This window comes from Sphingomicrobium sp. XHP0239 (assembly GCF_039555325.1).
Taxonomy (GTDB): Bacteria; Pseudomonadota; Alphaproteobacteria; order Sphingomonadales; family Sphingomonadaceae; genus Sphingomicrobium; species Sphingomicrobium maritimum.
Genome location: NZ_CP154608.1, coordinates 1,369,988 through 1,392,500, shown reverse-complemented (window position 1 = coordinate 1,392,500; position 22,513 = coordinate 1,369,988). Strand labels below are relative to the sequence as shown.

Sequence of the window (22,513 nt, the reverse complement as noted above, 5' to 3'; positions counted from 1 at the left end):
AATCGGAGGACCCATGAGGATTGCCATAGTCGCGCCGAGTTGCCCGCTCGATCCGGCAGCCGTCCCGATGATCGCGGCGCGGGCGGCCGCGGCGGGGGTCGCGGTGGACGTGCATCCGCAATGCTTCTCGCGTGCGGGCCATTTCGCCGGCAGCGATGCGGAGCGGCTTGCAGCCATTCTCGAGCTCATGGCGAACGATGCTGTCGATGCCGTCTGGTGCGCGCGTGGCGGCTACGGATCGAACCGCATCGCCGAAGCGGTGGCCGCACAGCTGCCAGCGGGTGCGCGTGACAAGGCCGTCATGGGCTTTTCCGATGCGGGTTTCCTTCTATCTGCGCTGCACCGCGAAGGGGTGGGGGTCGCGCACGGCCCGATGGCGCAGGACGCGCTACGGATCGGGGGCATCGAGGCGATCGACCGCGCGATCGCGTGGCTCGCGCGGCAAGAGCGATCTGCGCTCGAAGCCGACCTGACGTCCGACCGCCCGACGCTCGCGTTCAATCTCGAGGTGCTCGTCAGCATGCTGGGGACCCCGATCGCGCCACGACTGGCGGGCGCGGAATTGCTGATCGAGGAAGTGGCGGAACACCTCTATGCGATCGATCGGGCGATGTTCATGCTGACCGGGCAGAGCGAACGGCCGGCAAGCCTGCGTCTTGGCAGGGTCAGCGACGTGCCGCACAACGACCCCGATTTCGGCGAGGAAGCCGAGGCGATCGTCGCGCGGTGGTGCGAGCGGGCCGGGATAGACTATCGCGGGCGCGCCGATATCGGCCACGATGCCGCCAACAAGGTCGTGCCCTTTTCGTCACGCTGATCGTTTCGGGCGCAATTTTTCGCTATTCCCCTTGCAGGACCCTCACAACCGCGCTCTACTGAACCTTGTAGTTTCAACAGGAGGGCCAATTATCATGGCAGAGAAAAAGAGCGGTTCGGGGCGTAAAGCGGGCGGAGGGCTCGCACGGCCCGTGAAACCGTCCCCCGAGCTGGCAGAAATCGTCGGTTCGGAGCCGCTGCCGCGCAGCCAGGTCGTCTCGAAGGTGTGGGATCACATTCGTTCGAACAACCTGCAAAATCCGGAAAACAAGCGCGAGATCATCGCCGACGACAAGCTGCGTCCGATCTTCGGCAAGGATCGCTGCACGATGTTCGAGATGAACAAGCATCTGTCCAAGCACCTGTCGTAGGACGGTGTGCCGGCCCGTGACGGGCCGAACAGACGAAAAAGGGGCCGCGAGGACTTGTTCTCGCGGCCCTTTTCGTTTGGGCGGGGACGACGGTCAGCGGCAGGCGGACCAATCGCCGGGCCGCATGGCGAGATGGAAGTGGTCGGCGTGTGCGGCGTTGTAGTCGGGCGAGAGAACCGATCCGAACAGGTCGCAGGCACCGTCCCGCGCCGCGCGTAGAAAGGCGGCGTCATCGGCATCGCCGTTCCAGTCGGCGATCAACGAGACGGTTCGCCCATCAACGAGCGTGAAGCCCGTGACGTCGACCGCGTCGGCGGTGGCATGGCGCGACCAGGGGCCGTCGGGGCGGCCGTAGAGGCGGCGACAGCTGTAACTACCGGCATGGCTGAACGAAGCGATGTCGGTTCCCAGGTGTGTCTGCGCGGCGGCGGGCAGCGTATCGCGCTGCCAGAGGTAGAGCGCGGCGGCGGCGGGGCAGGAAGTGACCAGGGCGGCGGGACGGGGTGGGACGCCGAGATCGTTCACTGCGATCCCGTCGGCGTAGCCGCATTCGGGATTGCCGGGGTCCCGCGAAGGGGCGAAGTCCTCGGCCAGTCCGACTGCCCGGACGAGGGCGAGGCATCGGTCGGGGTCGTCTTCCAGTGCCGCCAGCTTCCGGGCGGTGAACGGTCCGACAGGATCGGCCAGATCGAGTTCGGTCCAGGGAAACTTTTCCGGAAACTCGGCGACGTAGCGTTGGTATTCGGTCCACGCGAGCCAGAGTGCGACCGCGACAATGGCAAGAATGGTAAAGCGAAGCGCGATGCGGGCCGCCTTAACGCTCTCCACGAAACGCCTCGCGCGTGGGAACGGCGGTCACGGGAAAGCCCATCGTGTCGGGAATGCAGATCATTTCCTCGCCGTCGCGATCCTCGACCCACGGCACAATCTTTTGCGCGGGAAATCGCTCGGCATCCGCGAACAGATCGTCGATCCGCTCGCACGTGGCGAGACGTTCGAGGGTACGCATCGTGGGAAAGATCGCATGTGCTTCGCCCGCGGCAATTTCCTCGAGCATTCGTGCGGGGGCCACCCATCGGGCTTCGGCAACTTCGCTTTCCTGCGGAATGATCGGCGGGAGCGATCCCGGCGCGCGGACGAGAATAAACCAGGTATCGAACCGCCGTTTGAGTTCGAGCTCAGGGGCCCAACGCGCGTAGGGCGTCAGCAGCTCACCTTCCAAACGGAGGCCATGCCGTTCGATCAAGGCGGGCAGGGTGGCCCCGCCGAGCAGTTTGCGCTGAAGCGAGGCGGCTAGTCCGGCATCGGGGAGCGGGTCGAGTGCGACCGGAAGCCCCACTTCCTCGAGCATTTCTCGAACCGCGGCGACATATTCGGGGCGCCATTCGAGCGCGGCGTCTGCTTCGTCGATGCGTCCGCCGGGCCAGACCCAGGCACCGGCGGCAAACGCCATGCGCTGCGTGCGGCGAACCATCAGCGTTTCGGGCCGACCATCGGTGCCGTCGCGGACCATGATGAGGGTGGCGGCCGGAATGGCCTTAGACAAGGTCATATGGGGGTTGAACGTATCGGACCGAAAAAAGGGCCGGAAAAGCGCTCGCTTTTCCGGCCCCATTCGTGATTCGTATCGCTTAGCGCGACCGAAGTCGTGAGGAATTACATTCCCAGCACTTCTTCGGTTTCCGGATCCTCCGCCATCACGTCGTTCTCATCCATTTCGGGTTCGGGCGTCGCGGGGGGCGTCGGGTCGGAAACGACCGGCTCGTCGATTTCGGGCATGTCCGCCATCGTGTCGTCGAGGCTGTCGGCATTCTCATCGTAGCTTTCGTCGACGATGGTGTCGTCGGCGGCCACGTCCTCTTCGGACTCACCGGCACAAGCGGCCAGCGTGAAGGCAGAAGCGGCGAGAAGCGTAAAAGCGATTTTCTTCATGACTGTTTTCCTATCGATGGCGGGCCGCCCCGAGGGACGGCCCGCTGCCGTTTTACATCGCTTCGGCGTTCGCCTCGGCGCGTTGTTCTTCGGCTTCGACCTGTTCTTCGAGTGCTTCGGCCTGACGCTCAAGCGCCTCGGCTTCGGCATCGATGGCCGGGTCGTCGGTTCTCTCAGCTTCCTGCTCTTCCGCAGCGATCACGCCTTCGGCGTCATCCTCCGCAACTCCGCAGGAAGCGAGCGTCAGCGCCGCCGGTACGGCAAACGCAAACACGATCCGGTTCATCGAAAGGTCTTCAGACTGAATGAACGGTAACGGATGGGTCCTTAGAGGACGTCGCCGTCGGCGTCTTCAGCCTGCTCTTCCATGACTTCGCCCTGCTCTTCCATGGCGTCGGCCTGGTCTTCCATGGCGTCAGCTTCCGCTTCCATGCCCTGGTCTTCCATCATGTCGGCCTGGTCTTCCATGGCTTCGACTTCGGCGTCATTCTGCTCTTCGACCATGTCTTCCTGGTCCTGTTCCGCGCTGCAGGCGGCGAGCGAAAGGGCGGCGGCGCCGGCAACGGCGATAACGAGCTTCTTCATAGTGGTAATTCCCTTGAGTAGTATGGTCTCCACAGCGTCCGTCCATTGAGGACGTGACACCATTGAATCGCTCAACGGCGATCCCGGTATAATGGTTCCGCCACCGAGACGACTTGTCAATCTATCAAATGCATACGGGCCGGCCCCCCGATGGGGAGCCGACCCGCGTAGCGTGATCGTTTTTGGCCGCGTTCGGCCAATTGCCCTATTGCTCGACTTCGTCCAGCTCGTCAGCGATTTCGCGTGCATCTTCCATGTCGCCTTCGGCAACTTCCTCGCGCGCCTCGGCTCGGATGTTCGATTCTTCCGCGGCCGCTTCGAGACGTTCCTCTTCGGCTTCGGTGTCGGCGTTATCGGCCGCTTCCTCGAGAGCCTCGGTGCGTTCTTCGCCCGCTTCGGCCACGGCGTCGCCGGCAGCGTCTTCGGACGGGTTGCACGCCGACAAGGCGACGGCGGCAGCAGCGGTCATAGCAAAAGTGATCTTTTTCATGATGTGGGTTTCCCTCGTTATGTGCGATTTTCCGGCCTTCTATCGGGCCAGTTTTCCATGGGGACAACGGGACGACCGTCGAATCGTTCCGGAAGCGAACGGTTCCCCGCGACTTGTCGAGCGGGGCGAGCTGTCCTATCTAGGGTGTGCCGGGCAACCGGCTATGTCGGTAGAGTATCGGACGGAATAAGCGCATCGGACCCGGGGGGCAGTACCCCGGCGCCTCCACCACCAACGGTGATAAATTCACCCTTGCTGATGGGGGCGAAATAGGATCGACGAGCGTGGTAAAGGTCCGGTTGCCGACCGGTTTGAGTCCACCGCAACGGCTCAACATCACAAGTGCTAACGATAACGAAGCACTCGCTATTGCCGCGTAACCAGTAGCCCTCACGGGCGAACGTTACAAAGCCATAAGCGCGGTCGGACCCCACCGGGCAACAGAAGGGGATTCCAGCGGTTCGGGGGGTTACCGGGCAACAGAAAACCCCCCATTTCCCTTTCAGGATCAGGCCGAAGGCGGCGTTGTTGTGGGCCGCTGAGCCTTCAGTTCGTCGCGAATTTCCTTGAGGAGTTCGACTTCGGTCGGCTCGGCAGGCTTTTCGGGTTCGGCCGCCTGTTCGCGTTCGATCACCGACTTCACCCAGCGGACCATCAGGAAGATGATGAAGCCGAGGATGAGAAAATTGATCACGGTGGTGACGAATGCGCCGTAGCCCAGCACGGGCGCGCCCGCTTCCTTCAATTCCGCATAGTTGGTCGTCGAACCTTCGTATCCCTCGGGAATATCGCCGAGCAGAACGAAATAGTTGGAGAAGTCGAGACCGCCGAAAATGGCGCCGACGAGCGGCATGATGACGTCTTCGGTCAGCGCCGCGGTGATGAGCGCGAATGCACCCCCGATAATCACTGCCACCGCCAGGTCGATGACGTTTCCTTTGGCGATGAAGGCCTTGAAGTCTTTCCACATGGGTCGCGTTCTCCCGTGAATGATTGTCTCCGCGACCGCCCTATGCCATCGCGGCGCGATTGAAAACGGCATCGAGCCGTCCTATGTGGCTAATACACGTGGTTTTCGGGGAGATTAGGGATATGAGCATCGTGCGCAAAACCGGGCTTCTGGTCCCGCTGGCGGCCTTGGGCCTGGCGGGATGCGGGATCAACAGCGTGCCGACGGCAGAGGAGCAGGTGAACGCCCAGTTCGGCAATCTTCAGGCCGAATATCAGCGTCGCAACGATCTCATCGGCAATCTCGTCGAAACGGTCGAGGCCGCTGCCGATCGGGAAGAGACGACGCTGACGCAGATCACCGAAGCACGTGCGCGTGCGACGTCGACCCAGCTTTCGCCCGAACAGCTCGACGATGCCGATGCCGTGCGCGCCTATGGCGATGCGCAGGCGCAGCTGTCGGGCGCTCGCAGCCTGTTGGGCACGGTCATCATGGAACGATATCCCGAGCTTCAGTCGCAGGGACGCTTCGCGGACCTGATGGTGCAACTGGAAGGGACGGAGAACTCCATCCTTGTCGCTCGCCGCGACTATAACGAGGCGGTGCGCAACTATAACACCACGATCCGCACTTTCCCCGACGCGATCGGCGCGAAGGTGATCCACGGCGCGGAACCCAAGGTTCCCTTCGAAGCCGCCGCGGGCGCCGACGTCGCGCCCGAGGTCGAATTCGACAATTAGGGGTGAACGCGCTCACCAACCGTTTCCAGTCGCCAAAAGCGTCCACGGCGCGGTCCGGTTTCGGCTGGATCGCCGCGTCCTTGGCGCTGCTTGCGATGGCGATGGCGTGGGCGCTGCCCGCGCGGGCGCAGGACATCGACTTTCCTCCGCGGCCGGAAAATAGCTGGTTTCTCGATCAGGGTGCCTTCCTGAGCGATGCCGAGGAACTGGCGCTCAATCGCAAGCTTCAGGACAATTTCGATGCGACCGGGCGGCCGATCTACGTCGTCACGCTCAACGATCTGGGCGGTCAGACGATCGAGAATTACGGGTATCAGCTGGGGCGGACATGGGGCGTCGGCGATGCCGAAGAGGATGACGGCGTCATCCTTCTGGTCGCGCGCGAGGAACGCGAAGTGCGCATCGAGACGGGATATGGCGCCCGCGTCTTCCTTCCGGACATCGTGGCGGGGCGGATCATTCGCAACACCATCAGCCCGGCCTTCAAGGCGGGCGATTTCGCGGGTGGCATCGAGGCGGGGCTGACGCAGATGTTCGAGAGCCTGGCGCTCAGCCCGGCGGAGGCACGCGCCCGCGCGGACGCGCTCGCTGCCGAGGAAGAGCAGCGCAGTGGTTCGGTCGGCGGTTTTTCGGGGGCGTTCATCCTCCTCGTCATGGCTTTCGTGGCGTTGAGCTTTCTCCGCGGGATGAGCCGGATGGGCAGCGCCTATCGCGGGCGCGACGATGACGACGAAGATGATGACGATGACGACCGCAAGGGCGGGAAGAAGCGGCGGCGACGTCGTCGGCGGGGCATGGATTCGGGCGACCTCGCCATCATGCTGTGGGGCTTGGACGCGATCTCGCGGGGCAGTCGTGGCGGCTGGGGCGGGGGCGGCGGCTTCGGCGGCGGTGGTGGTTTCGGCGGTGGCGGGTTCGGCGGCGGCTTCGGCGGCGGCGGCTTCGGCGGCGGCGGCGCATCGGGGGGCTGGTAGATGATCGAACTGACCGCAGCGGACCATCAGCGCGTTTCGGACGCGATCGCCAAGGCCGAACAGCGATCGGACGGCGAGATCATCGCGGTGACGGCCAAGCTGTCCGACAAGTATCATGACGTGGGATTGCAATGGCCGATCCTCGCGACCTTCATCCTGCTGGCATTGGCAGCGACGTTTCCGGGTGTCCTCGAACGGGTCGAAGTCGCTCTGTTCGGCGGCTGGGCAGAACCCACGGTCCAGGCATTGCTGACGATGCTGCTGTTCGGTTCGCTCCTGATCTTCGTGCTGTTGTGGCTGGCGCTCCGCTGGATGCCGTTGCGGCTGGCGCTCACTCCGACCGCGACAAAGACGCGGCGGGTCCGGCGACGCGCCATCGACATCTACAAGGCCGGTGCGGAGCGGCGAACGATCGGGCGTACGGGCATCCTCATCTACCTTTCGATGGGAGAGCATCGCGCCGAGATCGTGCACGACGACGCAATTACCGAAGCGGTCGAGCCCGAAGTTTGGGCGGAAGCCATGGCAGCGCTTCTGGGGCCGGTGAAGGAGGGCCGCGTTACCGACGGGATCTGCGCGGCGATTCACGAGATCGGACTGGTGCTGGAAGAGCATTTCCCCAAGTCGAGCGAGGATACCAACGAAATCCCCGATAAGCTTATCGAGCTGTAGTTGAGCGATCCCGAGATCAAATACGAAGGCGACTTCATCGTCGCGGTGAAGGATGGGCGTTGGGAATATGTCCGACGTGCCCGCGGGATCCGCGCGGTGGTGATCGAGGCCCTGATCGAAGGCCGCCTCCTGATTGTCGAACAGCACCGGATTCCGATCGGAAAACGATGCCTCGAACTGCCTGCCGGACTGATCGGCGACGATGACGGCGGCAAGGATGACACAGTCGCATCGGCCGCGCAGCGCGAGCTGGAGGAAGAAACCGGTTATCGGCCCGGACGGATCGAAGTGATCGGCGAATTCTATTCCTCTCCCGGCCTCGTAGCGGAAAGCTTCACCGCCGTTCGGGCGCACGAGTGCGTGAAGGTCGGTGCGGGCGGAGGGACCGATGGCGAGGACATCACAGTGCATGAGGTGCCGCTCCGCGACATCGGGTCCTTCGTGGCCGCGAAGCGCGACGAAGGCATTGCGGTGGACGTGCGGCTGATGGCGTATCTGGCCCACGCGGACGATGCGAAAAGCTAGCTTACGGTCAGGTTCAGCTTGGCTATGCTAGACCCATGGCAATGTTATTTCCCGAAGGACCAATCCAACATGACCAAGACTCTTCTGCTCGCGGGTTGCGCGAGCCTTTCGCTCGCTGCGTGCGGCACGGTCGGCGAGGACGCCGCGATCGCGACCGCCGCCGCCATGGCCACCCAGGCCGCCGATAACCGGGGGGCCGACGCGGTGGCGTTCAACCCGGTGCTGCAGGAATGGGAAGGTCCCTATGGCGGCGTCCCACAGTGGGACGAATATGACGTCTCGATGTTCGACCAGGCCTATACGGTTGCCGTCGACGAATATCTGGCCGAGGTCGACGCGATCGCGTCGAACGCCGCCGCGCCGACGTTTGCCAACACGATCGATGCGCTCGAGACATCGGGCGAGCGGCTGGACCGCGTCCAGTCGATCTTCGGCGTCTATTCGAGCAACATCTCGACGCCCGAAGTGCAGGCGATCGACCGCGAATGGAGCCCCAAGCTGGCGGCCGCCTACGATGAAGTGACGCTCAACGAAGCGCTCTTCCAGCGAATCAAGACGCTGTACGACAATCGCCAGAACCTCGACCTGACGAGCCAGCAGATGCGCGTGCTCGAGCGTCGCTACGAAAGCTACGTCCGCAACGGAGCCGAGCTGGACGCAGCGGGCAAGGAGCAACTGTCGGCCTACAATGCCCGTCTGGCCGAGCTGTTCAGCGATTTTTCGGCCAAGGTTCTGGCTGACGAGAATGTCTATACTGCCGCGACTGAGGCTCAGCTTGCGGGCGTGCCGTCCGACGTGGTGAGCGCTGCCCGGGCGGCGGGCGAGAGCCAGTCGATGGGCGCCTACGCGATCAAGAACACCCGCTCGATGGTCGATCCCGTGTTGAGCTTCGCGACCGATCGCGCGTTCCGCGAGACGATCTGGAACAAGTTCGTCAACCGCGGCGACAATGGCGATGCGAACGACACCAACCAGGTGATCGCCGACATCGTGAAGGTCCGTGCCCAGCGCGCCGACCTGTTGGGATATGAGAGCCACGCCCATTGGCGCATGCAGGACACGATGGCCGGCACCCCCGACAATGCAATGGAACTGATGATGAAGGTCTGGCCCGCCGCAGTCGCGCGGGTCGACCAGGAAGTCGAGGACATGCTGGTTTTCGCGCGCCGCGACGGCGTGAGCGAGATCCAGCCGTGGGATTACCGCTACTATCAGGAGATGGTGCGCAAGGATCGCTACGACCTCAGCCAGGACGAGTTGAAGCCCTACTTCGAACTCAACAACATGGTCGACGGGATGATCTGGTCGGCGCAGCAGTTGTACGGCATCACCATGACCGAGAATACGGGCGAGGTGCCGGTCTATCACCCCGACATCCGCACGTTCGAGGTGAACAACAGCCGGACCGGCGAGAATATCGGCCTGTTCTATTTCGACACCTACGCGCGCGACGGCAAGCGGTCGGGTGCGTGGATGAACAGCTTCCGCATCGGCACCGAGCTGACCGGGGACGAGCCGGGGCTGTTCACCAACAACAACAATTTCAACAAGCCGCAACCGGGCGAACCGGTGCTCATCAGCCTCGATGATGCGCAGACGCTCTGGCACGAGTTCGGTCACGCGATCCACTACATGCTGGTCGACGTCGACTACCCGAGCCTCGCGGGCAATCAGCGCGATTTCGTCGAGTATCCGAGCCAGGTGAATGAGAATTGGCTGCTGACCGAGCCGGTCCTGAGCCGCTTCGCGAAGCATTACGAGACGGGCGAACCGATGCCGCAGGAACTGCTCGACAAGATCGAGGCCAGCTCGACCTTCAACGAGGGGTTCTCGACGGTCCAATATCTGTCGAGCGCGCTCGTCGACATGGCGCTGCATCGCGATCCCGACGGGGACGTGGATGTCGACGAATTCGAGAAGACCGCGCTCGCCAATATCGGGATGCCGGTCGAGACGGTGATGCGTCACCGCCTTCCGCACTTCAACCACCTGTTTTCGTCCGACGCCTATTCGGCGGGCTACTACAGCTATCTCTGGTCGGAGACGATGGACGCGGACACGTGGGAGGCCTTTGCCGAGACGGGTAATCCGTACGATTCCGAAGTGGCGCGCCGCTTTGCCGAGAATATCCTGATGACCGGCAACGCCACCGACCGCGCCGAGGCCTACCGCGAGTTCCGCGGTCGCGATCCGGACGTCGATGCGCTGCTTCGCCGTCGCGGTTTCCCGGTCGACGGGGGCGACGAGTAGGGCAGCCTAGAGCCGGGCCGCTTTCGCGTTGGCGAGGGCGAGCTCTGCCAGCGGTTCGAGCGCCTTTGCGGTTTCGACCGCATGGGCGCTCGATGCGTTTCCGCGCGCGATGCGTCCCTTGATACCGTGGACGATTCCGCACAGCCGGAACATGTTGTAGACGATGAGATAGTCGAGGTCGGCTAGCCCGTCGCGCCCCGTTCGCTCGCAATAGGCGGCGACATATTCGTCTTCGCTCGGGATGCCGAGGTCGTCGAGATCGCGGCCCAGGAGGCCCGTGAAACTCCCCGCCGACGGCATGCGATACATCAGCAGATGATAGGCGAAGTCGGCCCCGGGATCGCCGAGCGTCGACAGTTCCCAGTCGAGCACCGCATCGACCCGCGGCGCGTCCGGCGCGAAGATCATGTTGTCGCAGCGAAAGTCGCCGTGAATGACCCGCACGGGCTCGTCCGAGCGATCGGGCGCATGGTCTTCCAGCCAGTCGACAAGTTCGTCCATCGCCGCGACCCGGCCGGCGTCGGTATCCTTGCGATACTGGTCCGACCAGCGTTTGACCTGACGTTCCACGAACGCCTCGCCCCTGCCGTAGTCGCCGAGCCCGATCGCCTCCGGATCGTAGCCGTGCAGCCGCGCGATGGTCGCGTTCATGGCGTCGAAGTGGGCGGCCTTGTCCTCGATCCCGGGAAAATGCGCCTCCCAGACGATTCGCCCTGGGACCATGTTCATGACGAAAAAGGGTGTCCCGATGACGCTTTCGTCCTCTTCCAGCCCGTGCGTCGCCGGAACGGCGAACCCCTGTTCGCCCAGGGCCGACATGACGCGATACTCTCGCTCGACCGCATGGGCGCCCTTCAGGAGCTTCCCAGGCGGTTTGCGGCGAAGAACATAGTCGCCCGACGGGCTCGACAGTCTGTAGGTGGGATTAGACTGGCCGCCCTTGAACTGTTCGACGGTCAGCGGGCCTTCGAATCCGGCGACCCCCGCTTCCATCCACGCCAGCAGCGCGTTCTCGTCGAAGGCCAGCCGGTCGCTGACCGCTTTGGTGCCGGTGTTGGCGGTTGTGCGATCCATAAGGCCTGCCTAGCGTCCCTCTGAACTAATCGAAAGAGCGGGGCATTCACTTCTCCATGCATCGTATCCTGCACCTGTCCGACGTCCATTTCGGAATTCACGAGGAACATCTGGTCGCTGCCTGCGAGCAGTTCATCGGCGACACGCACGCCGACTACGTCATCGTCGCAGGCGATCTCACCCAATGGAACGATCCCGGCGAATACGAGCTGGCGCGCGCGTGGCTGCAGAAGATCGAGGACCGGGGTCACAAGCTGATCGTCGTGCCCGGCAACCATGACGTGCCGAGCTTCGATCTCGTCAAGCGTTTCACCCGGCCGACGGCGGACTACGTCAAGCATATGGGAAAATGGGGCGATGACCTCAATCCGTGGGTGGAACAGGATGGCATCGCCATCCTGGGGCTCAACACGGCGCGCGGACTCGTCATCAAGAACGGCAAGATTTCCGACGATCAGATCGCGATGATGCGCGAGAAGTTCGAGGCTGCCTCGCTCGATGCGCTGCGCATCCTGACGTGCCACCACCCGTTGTGGAAACTTCCGCGCGGGGAAAAGCTGGGCGATGCGGTGCAGAACCAGGTCGCGGCCGTGAACGCGACCGACGATTGCGGGATCGACCTCATCCTTACCGGGCACAACCATACCTCGAGCGTGCACCGCTCGCTCGACCTGCCGAAGGGCGACGGGTCGGCGCTGGCGATCCAGGCGGGCACGGCATTTTCCACACGCATCAAGATCGAACCGGCAAGCTTCAACCTGATCGAGGCGAACCGGTTCAACTGCGTCGTTACGGTGATCGGCTGGGACGGCGACGAGTTCGTCGAGCGGCGCCAGCATCATTATGCGCGCAATGCCGACGATGCGCACTGGCAGCCGACGAGCGCGAACGCGATGGGTCTCGTCGCGGAAGTCGCGCGCGCTGGGGAGGGGAAGAAGGCATGAGCGACCCGCTCGAGGATTTCGACATCGACAAATTCGTGGACACCGTCCTGCAGGAAGATCTCGGCTCGGGCGGTGACGTCACCTCCGCTTCGACGCTGCCCGAAGGGGCGATGTTCGAGGCGGTGATGGACACGCGCGAGGAAATCGTGGTCGCGGGGTTGGACGTCGCCGCCGCTTTCTTCCGCCACCTCGACCCGGACGTCGAGATCGAATTGCTGGTCGAGGATGGCGAGCGGGTCGAAGCGGGGCGCGACCTGATGACGCTCCACGGCAACGCGCGCGCCATGCTGGCGGCGGAACGCTCGGCGCTGAACACGCTTCAGGTGATGTGCGGGATGGCCACGATGGCCCGGCGGTTTGCCGATGCGGTCGACGGGACCGAGGCCGTCGTGCTCGATACGCGCAAGACCATTCCCGGGCTGCGCGCGCTGTCGAAGTATGCCAGCGCGATGGGAGGGGCGTCGAACCACCGCCTGCGGATGGACGACGGGCTGTTGATCAAGGACAATCATATCGCGGTGAATAACGGCGATATCGCGGCCACCGTGGCGGCGGCTGCAGGTGCCGATCACGGACTGGACGTCCAGGTCGAGGTCGACCGGATCGATCAAATCGAGCCCGCCTTGGCCGCAGGAGCGAACCGCTTGCTGCTCGACAACATGCCGCCCGATGTCCTTCGCGAAGCGGTGGCGCTGGTCGGAGGGCGCGTCCCGCTGGAAGCCTCCGGCGGTATCGATCTGTCCACGATCCGGGCGGTTGCGGAAACGGGGGTCGATTTCATCTCGACCAGCAAGATCACGATGGGCGCGCCGGCGGTCGATATCGGGCTGGATTTCGCGCTCAGCGATTAAGCCGCCATTGTAGCGGCCGATACGGCTGCTATAGCGCCTAACACCAGTGTCAGGAGAGACGTGTGGCGTTCAAAGGCCTCAAGAAGATCGAGTATAATGGAAAGTCCGTCTGGCCGCTGATCGAAGGCGGCAAGGGGGTCAGCGCGACCAATCATGCTTCGTCGGGCGCGTGGGCGGCTGCGGGCGGCATCGGCACGGTCAGTGCGGTCAATGCCGACAGCTACGACCCCGAGGGCCGGATCATTCCGCAGGTCTACGAGGAAATGACCCGTCGCGGGCGGCACGAGGAACTGGTCCAGTATGCGATCGATGGTGCAACCGCGCAGGTCACCAAGGCGCACGAACTGGCGAACGGCGAAGGCGCGATCAACGTCAACGTGCTGTGGGAAATGGGCGGTGCGGAACGGGTACTCGAGGGCCTGCTCGACAATTGCGCGGACATAGTCGACGGCGTCACCTGCGGCGCGGGCATGCCCTACCGGTTGAGCGAGATCGCGCGCGAACATGGCGTGAAATATCTTCCGATCATCTCGTCGGGACGGGCGTTCCGCGCACTCTGGAAACGCGCTTATTCGAAGCATCCCGACGGTCTCGGCGCCGTGGTGTACGAGGATCCGTGGCTGGCGGGCGGACACAATGGCTTGTCCAATGCCGAGAATCCGCGCGAACCGCAGGATCCCTACCCGCGCGTTGCCGAGTTGCGGAAGATGATGCGCGAGAACGATGCGCCCGAAGTCCCGATCGTAATGGCGGGCGGCGTGTGGCGGCTCGACGAATGGAACGACTGGATCGAGAATGAAGAACTGGGGCCGATCGCCTTCCAGTTCGGAACGCGCCCGCTGCTGACGCAGGAAAGCCCGATCCCGCCCGAATGGAAGGCGCGGTTGATGGAGCTGGAGGAGGGCGACGTGCTGTTGCACAAATTCTCTCCCACCGGCTTCTATTCCAGTGCGGTCCGAAACCCCTTTCTGAAAAGCCTGGAGGCGCGGTCGGAACGGCAGATTCCGTTTACCAAGGAACAGGAGGGCGACCACCAGTTCGCGCTCGACGTCGGGATCAAGGGCCGCAAGCAATATTGGGTGACCAAGGCCGATCTTCAGAAGGCGCGCGAATGGCATGCGGCGGGGCATACCGAAGCGATGAAGACACCCGCCGACACGCTCGTCTTCGCGAGTGAGGAAGAGCGCGACATGATCCGCAAGGATCAGGCGGACTGCATGGGCTGCCTGTCGCAATGCAGCTTTTCCAGCTGGGCCGACAACGAGAAGAACACGACCGGCCGGCTGGCCGATCCGCGCAGCTTCTGCATTCAAAAAACGCTGCAGGACATCGCGCATGGCGGCCCGATCGACGAAAATCTGATGTTCGCGGGCCACGCCGCCTACCGGTTCAAGCAGGACCCCTTCTACTCCAACGGGTTCGTGCCGACCGTCGGGCAGTTGGTCGACCGTATTCTGGAGGGCGCGTGATGGTCGATTGGCGGACGGCAGCGGGGCGGTGGATGCTCCCTACCGCCGCGATGGCGGCCGTGATGCTGTCCACCTCCGCGTCGGCGCAGGAAGACCGCGCCGTGCCCTATTGGGCCAGCATCTCGTCGGGGCAGGCGATGATGCGCACCGGCCCGGGTCGGAATTTTCCCGGTATCTGGCTTTACCAGCGACGCGATCTGCCGGTGAAGGTGGTCCAGCGTTACGACAACTGGCGCAAGATCGAGGATCCCGACGGCACGACGGGCTGGATGGCCGTCGCGTTGCTGTCGGACCGCCGGACCGTGCTGGTCACCGCCGAGGCGCCGATCGCCGTTCGGGCGAGCGACAGCGCGAACAGTCCGACCCGCTACCGCGCCGAACCCGGTGTGGTGGGACGGGTCGAGGAATGTAACGGAAACGCCTGTCTCGTTCGCTTCGGCGAGCGCGAAGGGTGGGTGTCGCAGGACGACGTCTGGGGCGCCGACGAGAACGAAGAAATCAACTAGCGCGGCAGGACTAGCGCGGCAGGAGGCGAATTCCGCCGCGGCGGACCCGGTCGTCCGACCAGTCTCCGTCCGCACTGCGGCGCATGCAGTCCGGCCGGCCGTCACCCGCGGACAGGCATAGCTGATCGCCCACGATCTTCAGTCGACCTTCCATCGTTCGCCCCTCCTTGCGGACGGCGAGGCGTCCGCCGTCGATACGGAGAGGGACGGATTGGCCGTCGCCAGCGCGAAATTCATAGTTTCCGGATGGTGGAAGTATGGCTTCGCTCGCGGAACGGTCGGCACGAGCCGGGGTCCAGGACGGAGCCATCGCCACCGATGTCGCCATGAACGGTGGTCGAGAAAACTCGGTCGTTCTGTCGCCCTGCGGCTCGGACGAGCAGCCCGCGCACAAAAGGAACGGCAGCCAGACAATCTTCTTCATGCGTATTCCCCGGATTTCCCATGAACCGAGGATTAGGCACAAAGTCTCACCGGCACCTTAAGATCGGGCAGGGAAATCGAAGCGATCGTGGACCGTCGGCGTCCGAGCGCCGACGGTCGACGGCGACCTAGTTCTCGCGGCGCTTCATCCAGACTTCGACGTCGTTCTTGCGATTGACGAGCTTGCGCCATCCGTCGTTCTCGCGGCTGGTCTGGAACCAGCAGGTCTGCTCGCCCTCGTCGGGCTGATAGCAAAGATCCTTGCCTTTCAGTTCGTAGGTGCCGGTAACCCGCTCGCCCTTGGGATCGACCTGGATATAGCTCCCATCTGCGCCGAGGACGGCGACGGCAACCGGCTGGTTGCGAAAGCTGATGTCATAGATTCCCTGCTTTTCCTCATATTCCGGACCCGCCGAGACCACGGTCTGCGGCGCATCCTGGATCAGGGCAGCGAGGGTGAGGGACAGGATTACGGACATTCGAATCACTCCTTCGGCAAAAGTGTTCGTCGAACCTAACGTTTCGTTCGTCGAATCAAAGGGCTATGCGAAAGAGGCCGCTAATTTGTTACGGAATTGCTTCATCGAGGCGGCTTGGCGCCCCCGTCAGCTGCCAGGCGCTTCGCGTGCCGCGGGCCGATAGGTGGTGCGCGTCAGCTCCATGCTCATGCCCGTATCCGAATTCGCGACGTAGGACTGTCCGTTCCCCACGGGTTGCGGCGGGCCGTCCCAACACTGGTCGTTGTCGTTTTCCATACTGCTGTCGAAGCAGATGCGGTTCTGTTCGTCGTAGCTCCAGGTTCCCTGGTCCCGCACCTCGTCGCCGCCGACGTCCTGATAGGAGCCGTCGCTGCGGAGCGAGCTGGTGATGACGGTGCCGTCGGCGCCGGTATATTCCCAGGCCGTGTCGGCATAGGGCGTCCCCTCGACCGTGTTGGTCTGGTTCCCGAGCGCGACCTCGTTGTCGACGACTGCGCCGTCCTCTCCGACGGTCAGATCGACGTTCTCGCTGTCGGGCGCGTCGACGTCATTGCCCCCGCACGCGGACAGGGCGAGCGACAGCGGCGCGGCGGCTGCAATCAGGATGAGCTTGTTCACACTTATTCTCCCCAGTTCGGTTCGGGTTACCAACGAACTAGACGAAGCGCAGTGCCATCCAGATCGCCATGCCGATCATCATCAGGTTTTCCGTCAGGCTGATGAAGCCGAGCGGCACATTGTTTCCGCCCCCCACGCAAGCGCACTTGAGCTCGCGTCGGTCGATGTAGACGGCCTTGAAAACGCTGATTGCACCGATGATGCCGATGAACAGCGCGACCGGGATCGCGAGCGGCAACAGGATCTGCCCGAGCATCAGGACGCCCGCTAATCCTTCGAGCCACGGATAGATGCGACCGTAGGGCACCCAGCGTCGCGCCAGCAGATCGTAGTTCAGGAACATGGTGGCGAAGGAGCGCACGTCCTGCAGCTTCTGGAGAGCGAGCAGACACATCGAGATGGGGACGAACAGTTCGAGCCAGCCGCCAAAGCCGGCGTCGGTGCCGGATACGCGCAGGCCGAGCATGATGACGAGCGCCATCGCGGCGGCCATGCCGAACAGGGCGATGACGGGCCGATAGGTCTTGGCGTCGGGATCGCGAACCTTCAGGCCGAGATGGCGGCGCAGATCCTCGTATCCTCCGATCCGTTCGTCGCCGATGAAGATCTGCGGCGTCGTGTCGACGTCGTGTTCGGCCTTGAACGCATCGGTTTCGGCGCGGCTGGTGAGGGGGTGATCCTCGACCGTGTAGCCCTTGGATTTGAGAAGGTGCTTGGCCTGGAGACCGAAGGGACAGACATGCTTGTCCATCTTCATGCGGTAGAGGCGGGCGGTCCGAGTCGTCTTGTCGAGCATGAATGTCTAACGCGCGGCCGCCGCTTCCTGCTCCGCGCGACCCTCGCGCGTGTTGGGGTACCAGCTTTCGATAAGCTGGCCGGTAACGAGACGGCCGCTCTCGCTAAGCTCTTCCATCTGGTCCTCGACCGAATAGCCGAGCATCTTGTCGCAGACGAACGGCAGCTGCCGCATTTGGTCGAGACTCGAATAATCGCCCTTCACATCGAGGGTTTCGAGTTCCTCGCGCAGGAAGCCCGCGATCCCCCAGATGTCGACGATGATCAGCTTGGCGGTGACCAGCCCGCCCTTCGCCTCCGAAAGATCGGCGTCGGTCGCCTCGCCCAGATCCTCGGAGATGCGATGGATGTCGTTCCACGCCTCGTCCTCGATCGCCTGATTCTTCTCGAGCTGATCGGCGAACTCGCCGATCTTGGTGATGCTCTCGATCTGTTCCTCGTTCAGATAGCGGCGATATTCGGCGATCGTTTCCGAACCCCAACCCGGAAAGGTGACCAGCGCCTGCATCGGCGGATGATACATCTGGTGCTCGATCGCCGCAGGCTCGTCCTTGATGCGTTTCTCGATCTGTTCGAGCCGCCAGATGGTGCAGGGGTAGGTGCGCAATCGGCGTTCGACACCCAGATCGAGCATGGCGAGTTCGACCCGCAGGCTGTCCAGCGCGTCTTCGGCGCGCGCCTCTGCGGCGCGTTCGGAAAAGATATGGTTGAGACCCGTCGCGGCGAGAACGCCCAGCAACACGACAGTGAATTCGAACGCGAACAGCTTGAGCCAGCGGCGGCGGCGCAGTTTACCGAACCAGCCGCGCAGCATTCGAGGCGCGCGTCGGTGCGCGGGCGGCTCTGGAGGCTCGGGCGGGGGAGGGGTTTCGGGTTCAGCCATCGAGGTCGCTCGGTCCATCCTCGATCAGCCGCGCCTCCGCCGGCCTCCCGACGCGGGCCAGGATATAGGCGCCGTCTTCGTCGGGGTCGGGGTGCAGCGAGAAGCAGGGATTGCCTGCGACATCGTCGAAGTGAAAGCAAAGCTGGTTATCGGGTGTCACGGCATAATAGCCGGTCTGGACGGTCTCGCCGTTCAGCTCGTTGCGATAGCGGCGCTTCGTTCCGAAGACGGTGCGGTCGATGGTCGGGATACCCTCGATGCGAAAGGCGCGGCCGGCCACTTCCGGCTCCGGATATGTGACGGGAGCCTCGGCCTCTTCATCGCTCGATGGCAATTGCTCGGCCGACTGCGGTTCGGCGGCATCGTCCCGGCAGGCGGCGAGGCAAGCGAGCCCGGCAATGATCCAAAATTTCACGTCGGGCCCCCCGGCCTGGTGTCGTCGGGTTGGACCCTAAAGGGAAACGGTCCTTTTTCAAGCGCTTGTACAGCGTGCCCATCCCCTTCTCAGCCGGGAGGGAGGATGGGCACTCTGGCGTTTAATCGAATCGGAGTTCAGGCCATCTCCACTGCGATGGCGGTGGCTTCGCCACCACCGATGCAAAGGCTCGCGACGCCCTTCTTGAGGCCGCGCTTCTTCAGGGCGGCGAGCAGGGTGACGAGGATACGCGTGCCACTCGCCCCGATGGGGTGGCCGAGTGCGGTGCCGCCGCCGTTGACGTTGATCTTGTCATGCGGAATGCCGAGGTCCTTCATCGCGAACATCGCGACGCAGGCGAAAGCCTCGTTCACTTCCCACAGATCGACGTCGTCCACCTTCCACCCGGCCTTGTCGAGAACCTTCTCGATCGCACCAATCGGCGCGATGGTGAATTCCTTGGGCAACTGCGCGTGGGCGGCGGTGGCGACGATATGAGCGACGGGTGTCTGGCCCGCGGCCTCGGCAGCTTCCTTGCTGGTAACCACGACGGCGGCCGCGCCGTCGGAGATCGAGCTGGAGGTCGCCGCCGTGATGGTCCCGTCCTTCTTGAAGGCGGGCCGAAGCGTGGGGATTTTGTCGGGAGTGCCGCGCGAGGGGGCTTCGTCCTTGTCGACGACAGTTTCGCCCTTGCGGTCGGTGATGGTGACGGCAACGACTTCGTCGTCGAAGTCGCCTTCCTCGATGGCGCGATTGGCGCGGGCGAGGCTTTCGATCGAATAATCGTCCATGCTTTCGCGGGTCAGCTGGTAATCGTCCGCGGTGTCCTGCGCGAAAGTGCCCATCGCGCGGCCTTCCTCGTAGGCATCCTCGAGCCCGTCGAGAAACATATGGTCGTAGGCGGCATCATGGCCGAGCCGCGCGCCGCCACGATGCTTTTTCAGCAGGTAGGGCGCATTGGTCATGCTCTCCATGCCGCCCGCCACGATGGTAGTCGCGTTGCCCGCACGGATCGCTTCGTCCGCCTGGATGACCGTCTGCATCCCCGAACCGCAGACTTTGTTGACGGTGGTTGCCTGCACGCTCTTGGGAAGGCCCGCCGTCAGGGCCGCCTGTCGCGCGGGCGCCTGGCCGAGGCCTGCGGGCAGGACGCAGCCCATGTAGATACGGTCGATCGCTTCGCCGTCGACGCCGGCGCGCTCGACCGCCGCCTTGACCGCGGTGGCACCAAGTTCGGTGGCGCTGGCGCCGGAAAGCGCGCCCTGCATCGATCCCATCGGGGTACGGGCGTAAGAAAGGATGACGGTCTGGCTCATGGATCGAATCTCCTCATGTGGCGGACGCGAGCGGTGTGGCCCGGGGGCCTCGGTTCGAACTTCCTTCGAGCGCCGCTCGCATCGCCGTTGGTTTTGCGTTAAAGCGCACATAGTCACGGTGTCGCGGGCTATCAATCGCCCGTTCATCTCGCTGCGACAGGATGCACGCCTCGCGAGGCAATGAGGGCCGAGAGAAGGATAGTCACATGACGATCGGATGGTTTGCACTGACGATGGCGAACGCGGCACCGGCGCTACCGCCGGTTCTCGTCTCGAGCCTTGCAGGTGGGACCACCGACCAGTCGATGCGCGCTGCCGGGCCCCGCGAGGAAGAGGAAGAGACCGAAGAGCGCGCTCGCGAAAAGAAGCCGCAGCCGAAAGCCGAACGTCGCGAGAAGAAAGGCGAAACCTGTCGCCGCAGCTGGTTCAGCACCAACTGCCGCATCGGGACCGCCCCGTCGCCCTTCGGTAGCTGAACGAGGTGACGCGCGCCGCGCCCACGCTTTTGGCGCTGTCGGCCTGTCTGTTCGTTGCAGCCGCCCACGCGCACCCCGAACATGCCGAGACGATGGCGAACGCCAAGGTACTCGATCCCGCCACGCCACCCGACGAGGTCATGGCGCTGATGCAGCATTTCTCGCAGTCGCTGGGCGTGCAGTGTTCGTACTGCCACGTCGGAGAAGAAGGTGCGCCGCTTTCCACCTACGATTTCGCGAGCGACGCAAAGCCCGCGAAGCAGCAGGCGCGAATGATGCTCGAACTGACGCACATGATCAATTCGAGCGAGAAGCTGCCAGGCGAACCGTTCGCGAGCTGGACCGACATGGACCGCAACCGGGTGAATTGCGCCACCTGCCATCAGGGCGAGCTGAACCCGCCGCGAAAGCCCGCCTTGTAAGCAATTCGTCTCTCCTGCTACGCGCGCAGCCGAACAGGAGACACGAATGACCAACGAGCCCGCCCTCGATTTCATGCTCGGCGACATGGCCGACCAGATCCGCGAGACCACCGAACGCTTCGCGCGCGAGAAGATCGCGCCGCTGGCCGAGGAGATCGACCGCGAGGACCGTTTCCCCATCGAACTGTGGCCGCAGATGGGCGAGCTGGGCCTGCACGGCATCACCGTGCCGGAGGCCGATGGCGGGCTCGGCCTCGGCTATCTTGAACATGTGGTCGCGCAGGAAGAGATTGCGCGGGCGTCGGCCAGCGTGGGGCTGTCCTACGGCGCGCATACGAACCTGTGCATCAACCAGATCGCCAAATGGGGGTCGGACGCTCAGAAGGAGAAGTATCTCCCGGGGCTGATTTCGGGCGAGCATGTCGGCGCACTGGCGATGAGCGAAGCGAACGCGGGCAGCGACGTCGTGAGTATGAAGCTGAAGGCCGAGAAGAAGGATGGGGGCTACGTTCTCAACGGCACCAAGTTCTGGATCACCAATGGCGCCCACGCCGAGACGCTGGTCGTCTATGCGAAGACCGGCGAGGGTTCGCGGGGCATCACCACCTTCCTGATCGAAAAGGGCGACGAGGGTTTCTCGATCGGCCAGAAGCTGGACAAGATGGGGATGCGCGGTTCGCCGACCAGCGAGCTGGTGTTCAACGACTGCTTCGTTCCCGAAGAGCGGATCATGGGTCCGGAGAATGGCGGTGTCGCGGTGTTGATGAGCGGCCTCGACTATGAGCGCACCGTGCTGGCGGGGATTCAGCTGGGCATCATGCAGGCCTGTCTCGACACGGTGCTTCCCTACGTGCGCGAGCGCAAGCAGTTCGGAACACCGATCGGTTCGTTCCAGCTGATGCAGGCGAAGATCGCCGACATGTATGTCGCGCTCAATTCTGCCCGGGCCTACGTCTACACGGTCGCCAAGAACTGCGACGCCGACAAGACGACGCGCTTCGATGCGGCGGGCGCGATCCTGCTTGCGTCGGAAAGCGCCTTCAAGGTTGCGGGCGAGGCGGTGCAGGCCTTGGGCGGCGCGGGCTATACCAAGGACTGGCCTGTCGAACGCTATCTGCGCGATGCCAAGCTGCTCGACATCGGCGCGGGGACGAACGAGATCCGGCGGATGCTGATCGGGCGCGAGCTGGTGGGGGCCGGCGGTTAGCACCGCCAATAAGCTTTCATGTTTTATTGATCTAGTTTACTCTCTCCCTCAACATTCAGGGGGAGAAGCAGGATGCGTACGTTCGTGTTGCTGCTGGCAAGTGCCGGCCTGTTTGCGTGCGCTGTTGCGGACAGCGAAGATAGAGCCGCGGAGTCGAGCGAAGGCGCCAAGAGGATTGCGGCAGCGATCAGTTATGATGGCGCGGATTATGGCGATGACCGAACGGCGATGCTCGCGCATGGCGAGCGGTTGAGCCATGTTCTGGGTTGTCGGGGCTGTCATACCGGCGATCTCACAGGCATGCCCTTTCCGCCCGTCGATGAAGGGTTTC

29 protein-coding genes and 1 other RNA gene are annotated in these 22,513 nt (G+C 63.6%); 15 read left to right on the top strand and 15 right to left on the bottom strand.

Annotated elements, in window-relative coordinates; all coding sequences use genetic code 11:
• The first annotated feature begins 13 nt into the window (after positions 1–13).
• Positions 14–817: an LD-carboxypeptidase gene (locus WJT74_RS07040; protein WP_343343134.1), complete on the top strand. Its 804-nt coding sequence runs from the start codon at positions 14–16 to the stop codon at positions 815–817.
• A gap of 94 nt (positions 818–911) precedes the next feature.
• Positions 912–1,187 (top strand): SWIB/MDM2 domain-containing protein, encoded by a 276-nt coding sequence (locus WJT74_RS07035; protein ID WP_343343132.1) that lies wholly within the window; start codon positions 912–914, stop codon positions 1,185–1,187.
• Positions 1,188–1,280: 93 nt separating this feature from the next.
• On the opposite strand, the gene WJT74_RS07030 is transcribed toward WJT74_RS07035, so the two are convergent.
• The 6 genes from WJT74_RS07030 to WJT74_RS07005 all read right to left on the bottom strand — a co-directional run bounded on the left by WJT74_RS07030 (position 1,281) and on the right by WJT74_RS07005 (position 4,194).
• A complete protein-coding gene (locus WJT74_RS07030; protein WP_343343130.1) occupies positions 1,281–2,015 on the bottom strand; it encodes an extensin-like domain-containing protein in 735 nt (244 codons plus the stop codon).
• Positions 2,002–2,739 carry an NUDIX domain-containing protein gene (locus WJT74_RS07025; RefSeq protein ID WP_343343129.1) on the bottom strand — a complete coding sequence of 246 codons (738 nt, stop codon included), beginning with the start codon at positions 2,737–2,739 and terminating at the stop codon, positions 2,002–2,004. The genes WJT74_RS07030 and WJT74_RS07025 overlap by 14 nt, the downstream gene beginning before the upstream one ends.
• Before the next feature lie 104 nt (positions 2,740–2,843).
• Positions 2,844–3,119 (bottom strand): hypothetical protein, encoded by a 276-nt coding sequence (locus WJT74_RS07020; RefSeq protein WP_343343127.1) that lies wholly within the window; start codon positions 3,117–3,119, stop codon positions 2,844–2,846.
• 52 nt (positions 3,120–3,171) lie between these two features.
• Positions 3,172–3,405 carry a DUF5320 domain-containing protein gene (locus WJT74_RS07015; protein WP_343343125.1) on the bottom strand — a complete coding sequence of 78 codons (234 nt, stop codon included), beginning with the start codon at positions 3,403–3,405 and terminating at the stop codon, positions 3,172–3,174.
• 41 nt (positions 3,406–3,446) lie between these two features.
• The gene (locus WJT74_RS07010) at positions 3,447–3,704 is read right to left on the bottom strand and encodes a hypothetical protein (RefSeq protein ID WP_343343123.1); all 258 of its coding nucleotides are present in this window, start codon (positions 3,702–3,704) and stop codon (positions 3,447–3,449) included.
• Positions 3,705–3,909: 205 nt separating this feature from the next.
• Entirely contained in the window at positions 3,910–4,194 is a 285-nt protein-coding gene (locus WJT74_RS07005) for a hypothetical protein (RefSeq protein ID WP_343343121.1), read from the bottom strand.
• 109 nt (positions 4,195–4,303) lie between these two features.
• Here WJT74_RS07005 and ssrA point away from each other — a divergent pair.
• Positions 4,304–4,649: a transfer-messenger RNA gene (ssrA, locus tag WJT74_RS07000) on the top strand.
• 53 nt (positions 4,650–4,702) lie between these two features.
• Here the strand turns inward: ssrA and mscL are convergent.
• Positions 4,703–5,164 (bottom strand): large conductance mechanosensitive channel protein MscL, encoded by a 462-nt coding sequence (mscL, locus tag WJT74_RS06995; protein ID WP_343343119.1) that lies wholly within the window; start codon positions 5,162–5,164, stop codon positions 4,703–4,705.
• A gap of 122 nt (positions 5,165–5,286) precedes the next feature.
• Between mscL and WJT74_RS06990 the strand changes: the two genes are divergently transcribed.
• The 5 genes from WJT74_RS06990 to WJT74_RS06970 all read left to right on the top strand — a co-directional run bounded on the left by WJT74_RS06990 (position 5,287) and on the right by WJT74_RS06970 (position 10,304).
• Positions 5,287–5,883 (top strand): LemA family protein, encoded by a 597-nt coding sequence (locus WJT74_RS06990; RefSeq protein ID WP_343343117.1) that lies wholly within the window; start codon positions 5,287–5,289, stop codon positions 5,881–5,883.
• Positions 5,884–5,885: 2 nt separating this feature from the next.
• Complete coding sequence (locus tag WJT74_RS06985) at positions 5,886–6,857, top strand: TPM domain-containing protein (RefSeq protein ID WP_343343115.1); 972 nt, start codon at positions 5,886–5,888, stop codon at positions 6,855–6,857.
• Positions 6,858–7,529: a TPM domain-containing protein gene (locus tag WJT74_RS06980; RefSeq protein ID WP_343343113.1), complete on the top strand. Its 672-nt coding sequence runs from the start codon at positions 6,858–6,860 to the stop codon at positions 7,527–7,529. It begins immediately after the preceding gene.
• Positions 7,530–8,054: an NUDIX hydrolase gene (locus WJT74_RS06975; RefSeq protein WP_343343111.1), complete on the top strand. Its 525-nt coding sequence runs from the start codon at positions 7,530–7,532 to the stop codon at positions 8,052–8,054. It abuts the gene before it with no gap.
• A 69-nt stretch (positions 8,055–8,123) separates the two neighbouring features.
• Positions 8,124–10,304 (top strand): M3 family metallopeptidase, encoded by a 2,181-nt coding sequence (locus WJT74_RS06970; protein ID WP_343343109.1) that lies wholly within the window; start codon positions 8,124–8,126, stop codon positions 10,302–10,304.
• 6 nt (positions 10,305–10,310) lie between these two features.
• On the opposite strand, the gene WJT74_RS06965 is transcribed toward WJT74_RS06970, so the two are convergent.
• The gene (locus tag WJT74_RS06965; RefSeq protein WP_343343107.1) at positions 10,311–11,378 is read right to left on the bottom strand and encodes a phosphotransferase family protein; all 1,068 of its coding nucleotides are present in this window, start codon (positions 11,376–11,378) and stop codon (positions 10,311–10,313) included.
• A 56-nt stretch (positions 11,379–11,434) separates the two neighbouring features.
• Between WJT74_RS06965 and WJT74_RS06960 the strand changes: the two genes are divergently transcribed.
• The 4 genes from WJT74_RS06960 (at position 11,435) to WJT74_RS06945 (ending at position 15,148) form a co-directional block, all read left to right on the top strand.
• Positions 11,435–12,322 carry a metallophosphoesterase family protein gene (locus WJT74_RS06960; protein WP_343343105.1) on the top strand — a complete coding sequence of 296 codons (888 nt, stop codon included), beginning with the start codon at positions 11,435–11,437 and terminating at the stop codon, positions 12,320–12,322.
• Positions 12,319–13,173, top strand: coding sequence for a carboxylating nicotinate-nucleotide diphosphorylase (gene nadC / locus WJT74_RS06955; RefSeq protein ID WP_343343103.1), 855 nt, complete (start codon positions 12,319–12,321; stop codon positions 13,171–13,173). The genes WJT74_RS06960 and nadC overlap by 4 nt, the downstream gene beginning before the upstream one ends.
• A gap of 62 nt (positions 13,174–13,235) precedes the next feature.
• Entirely contained in the window at positions 13,236–14,642 is a 1,407-nt protein-coding gene (locus tag WJT74_RS06950) for an NAD(P)H-dependent flavin oxidoreductase (RefSeq protein WP_343343101.1), read from the top strand.
• On the top strand, positions 14,642–15,148 hold the full coding sequence (locus WJT74_RS06945) for an SH3 domain-containing protein (protein WP_343343099.1): 507 nt from the start codon (positions 14,642–14,644) through the stop codon (positions 15,146–15,148). Before WJT74_RS06950 ends, WJT74_RS06945 begins: the two co-directional genes overlap by 1 nt.
• Before the next feature lie 10 nt (positions 15,149–15,158).
• On the opposite strand, the gene WJT74_RS06940 is transcribed toward WJT74_RS06945, so the two are convergent.
• The 7 genes from WJT74_RS06940 to WJT74_RS06910 form a co-directional block, all read right to left on the bottom strand.
• A complete protein-coding gene (locus WJT74_RS06940; RefSeq protein ID WP_343343097.1) occupies positions 15,159–15,572 on the bottom strand; it encodes a hypothetical protein in 414 nt (137 codons plus the stop codon).
• Between the two features lie 127 nt (positions 15,573–15,699).
• The gene (locus tag WJT74_RS06935; protein WP_343343095.1) at positions 15,700–16,050 is read right to left on the bottom strand and encodes a hypothetical protein; all 351 of its coding nucleotides are present in this window, start codon (positions 16,048–16,050) and stop codon (positions 15,700–15,702) included.
• 126 nt (positions 16,051–16,176) lie between these two features.
• Positions 16,177–16,668, bottom strand: a complete 492-nt coding sequence (locus WJT74_RS06930) for a hypothetical protein (protein WP_343343093.1) — start codon at positions 16,666–16,668, stop codon at positions 16,177–16,179.
• A 37-nt stretch (positions 16,669–16,705) separates the two neighbouring features.
• A complete protein-coding gene (locus WJT74_RS06925; RefSeq protein ID WP_343343091.1) occupies positions 16,706–17,464 on the bottom strand; it encodes a MauE/DoxX family redox-associated membrane protein in 759 nt (252 codons plus the stop codon).
• A gap of 6 nt (positions 17,465–17,470) precedes the next feature.
• A complete protein-coding gene (locus tag WJT74_RS06920; RefSeq protein ID WP_343343089.1) occupies positions 17,471–18,346 on the bottom strand; it encodes a hypothetical protein in 876 nt (291 codons plus the stop codon).
• Entirely contained in the window at positions 18,339–18,761 is a 423-nt protein-coding gene (locus WJT74_RS06915; protein WP_343343087.1) for a hypothetical protein, read from the bottom strand. The genes WJT74_RS06920 and WJT74_RS06915 overlap by 8 nt, the downstream gene beginning before the upstream one ends.
• A 137-nt stretch (positions 18,762–18,898) precedes the next feature.
• Positions 18,899–20,077: a thiolase family protein gene (locus tag WJT74_RS06910; protein WP_343343085.1), complete on the bottom strand. Its 1,179-nt coding sequence runs from the start codon at positions 20,075–20,077 to the stop codon at positions 18,899–18,901.
• Between the two features lie 206 nt (positions 20,078–20,283).
• Between WJT74_RS06910 and WJT74_RS06905 the strand changes: the two genes are divergently transcribed.
• The 3 genes from WJT74_RS06905 to WJT74_RS06895 are packed head-to-tail and all read left to right on the top strand — an operon-like array spanning position 20,284 to position 22,182.
• Entirely contained in the window at positions 20,284–20,553 is a 270-nt protein-coding gene (locus tag WJT74_RS06905; RefSeq protein WP_343343083.1) for a hypothetical protein, read from the top strand.
• Positions 20,554–20,558: 5 nt separating this feature from the next.
• On the top strand, positions 20,559–20,975 hold the full coding sequence (locus tag WJT74_RS06900) for a c-type cytochrome (RefSeq protein WP_343343081.1): 417 nt from the start codon (positions 20,559–20,561) through the stop codon (positions 20,973–20,975).
• 46 nt (positions 20,976–21,021) lie between these two features.
• Complete coding sequence (locus WJT74_RS06895) at positions 21,022–22,182, top strand: isovaleryl-CoA dehydrogenase (protein ID WP_343343079.1); 1,161 nt, start codon at positions 21,022–21,024, stop codon at positions 22,180–22,182.
• The last annotated feature ends 331 nt before the right edge of the window (positions 22,183–22,513 follow it).

Excerpts from the sequence above, each read along its gene's own strand:
- WJT74_RS07040 (WP_343343134.1), top strand. The coding sequence starts at position 14 with ATGAGGATTGCCATAGTCGCGCCGAGTTGCCCGCTCGATCCGGCAGCC.
- WJT74_RS07035 (WP_343343132.1), top strand. The coding sequence starts at position 912 with ATGGCAGAGAAAAAGAGCGGTTCGGGGCGTAAAGCGGGCGGAGGGCTC.
- WJT74_RS07025 (WP_343343129.1), bottom strand. The coding sequence starts at position 2,739 with ATGACCTTGTCTAAGGCCATTCCGGCCGCCACCCTCATCATGGTCCGC.
- WJT74_RS07020 (WP_343343127.1), bottom strand. The coding sequence starts at position 3,119 with ATGAAGAAAATCGCTTTTACGCTTCTCGCCGCTTCTGCCTTCACGCTG.
- WJT74_RS07015 (WP_343343125.1), bottom strand. The coding sequence starts at position 3,405 with ATGAACCGGATCGTGTTTGCGTTTGCCGTACCGGCGGCGCTGACGCTC.
- WJT74_RS07010 (WP_343343123.1), bottom strand. The coding sequence starts at position 3,704 with ATGAAGAAGCTCGTTATCGCCGTTGCCGGCGCCGCCGCCCTTTCGCTC.
- WJT74_RS07005 (WP_343343121.1), bottom strand. The coding sequence starts at position 4,194 with ATGAAAAAGATCACTTTTGCTATGACCGCTGCTGCCGCCGTCGCCTTG.
- mscL (WP_343343119.1), bottom strand. The coding sequence starts at position 5,164 with ATGTGGAAAGACTTCAAGGCCTTCATCGCCAAAGGAAACGTCATCGAC.
- WJT74_RS06990 (WP_343343117.1), top strand. The coding sequence starts at position 5,287 with ATGAGCATCGTGCGCAAAACCGGGCTTCTGGTCCCGCTGGCGGCCTTG.
- WJT74_RS06980 (WP_343343113.1), top strand. The coding sequence starts at position 6,858 with ATGATCGAACTGACCGCAGCGGACCATCAGCGCGTTTCGGACGCGATC.
- WJT74_RS06970 (WP_343343109.1), top strand. The coding sequence starts at position 8,124 with ATGACCAAGACTCTTCTGCTCGCGGGTTGCGCGAGCCTTTCGCTCGCT.
- WJT74_RS06965 (WP_343343107.1), bottom strand. The coding sequence starts at position 11,378 with ATGGATCGCACAACCGCCAACACCGGCACCAAAGCGGTCAGCGACCGG.
- WJT74_RS06960 (WP_343343105.1), top strand. The coding sequence starts at position 11,435 with ATGCATCGTATCCTGCACCTGTCCGACGTCCATTTCGGAATTCACGAG.
- nadC (WP_343343103.1), top strand. The coding sequence starts at position 12,319 with ATGAGCGACCCGCTCGAGGATTTCGACATCGACAAATTCGTGGACACC.
- WJT74_RS06945 (WP_343343099.1), top strand. The coding sequence starts at position 14,642 with ATGGTCGATTGGCGGACGGCAGCGGGGCGGTGGATGCTCCCTACCGCC.
- WJT74_RS06940 (WP_343343097.1), bottom strand. The coding sequence starts at position 15,572 with ATGAAGAAGATTGTCTGGCTGCCGTTCCTTTTGTGCGCGGGCTGCTCG.
- WJT74_RS06935 (WP_343343095.1), bottom strand. The coding sequence starts at position 16,050 with ATGTCCGTAATCCTGTCCCTCACCCTCGCTGCCCTGATCCAGGATGCG.
- WJT74_RS06925 (WP_343343091.1), bottom strand. The coding sequence starts at position 17,464 with ATGCTCGACAAGACGACTCGGACCGCCCGCCTCTACCGCATGAAGATG.
- WJT74_RS06920 (WP_343343089.1), bottom strand. The coding sequence starts at position 18,346 with ATGGCTGAACCCGAAACCCCTCCCCCGCCCGAGCCTCCAGAGCCGCCC.
- WJT74_RS06910 (WP_343343085.1), bottom strand. The coding sequence starts at position 20,077 with ATGAGCCAGACCGTCATCCTTTCTTACGCCCGTACCCCGATGGGATCG.
- WJT74_RS06905 (WP_343343083.1), top strand. The coding sequence starts at position 20,284 with ATGACGATCGGATGGTTTGCACTGACGATGGCGAACGCGGCACCGGCG.
- WJT74_RS06895 (WP_343343079.1), top strand. The coding sequence starts at position 21,022 with ATGACCAACGAGCCCGCCCTCGATTTCATGCTCGGCGACATGGCCGAC.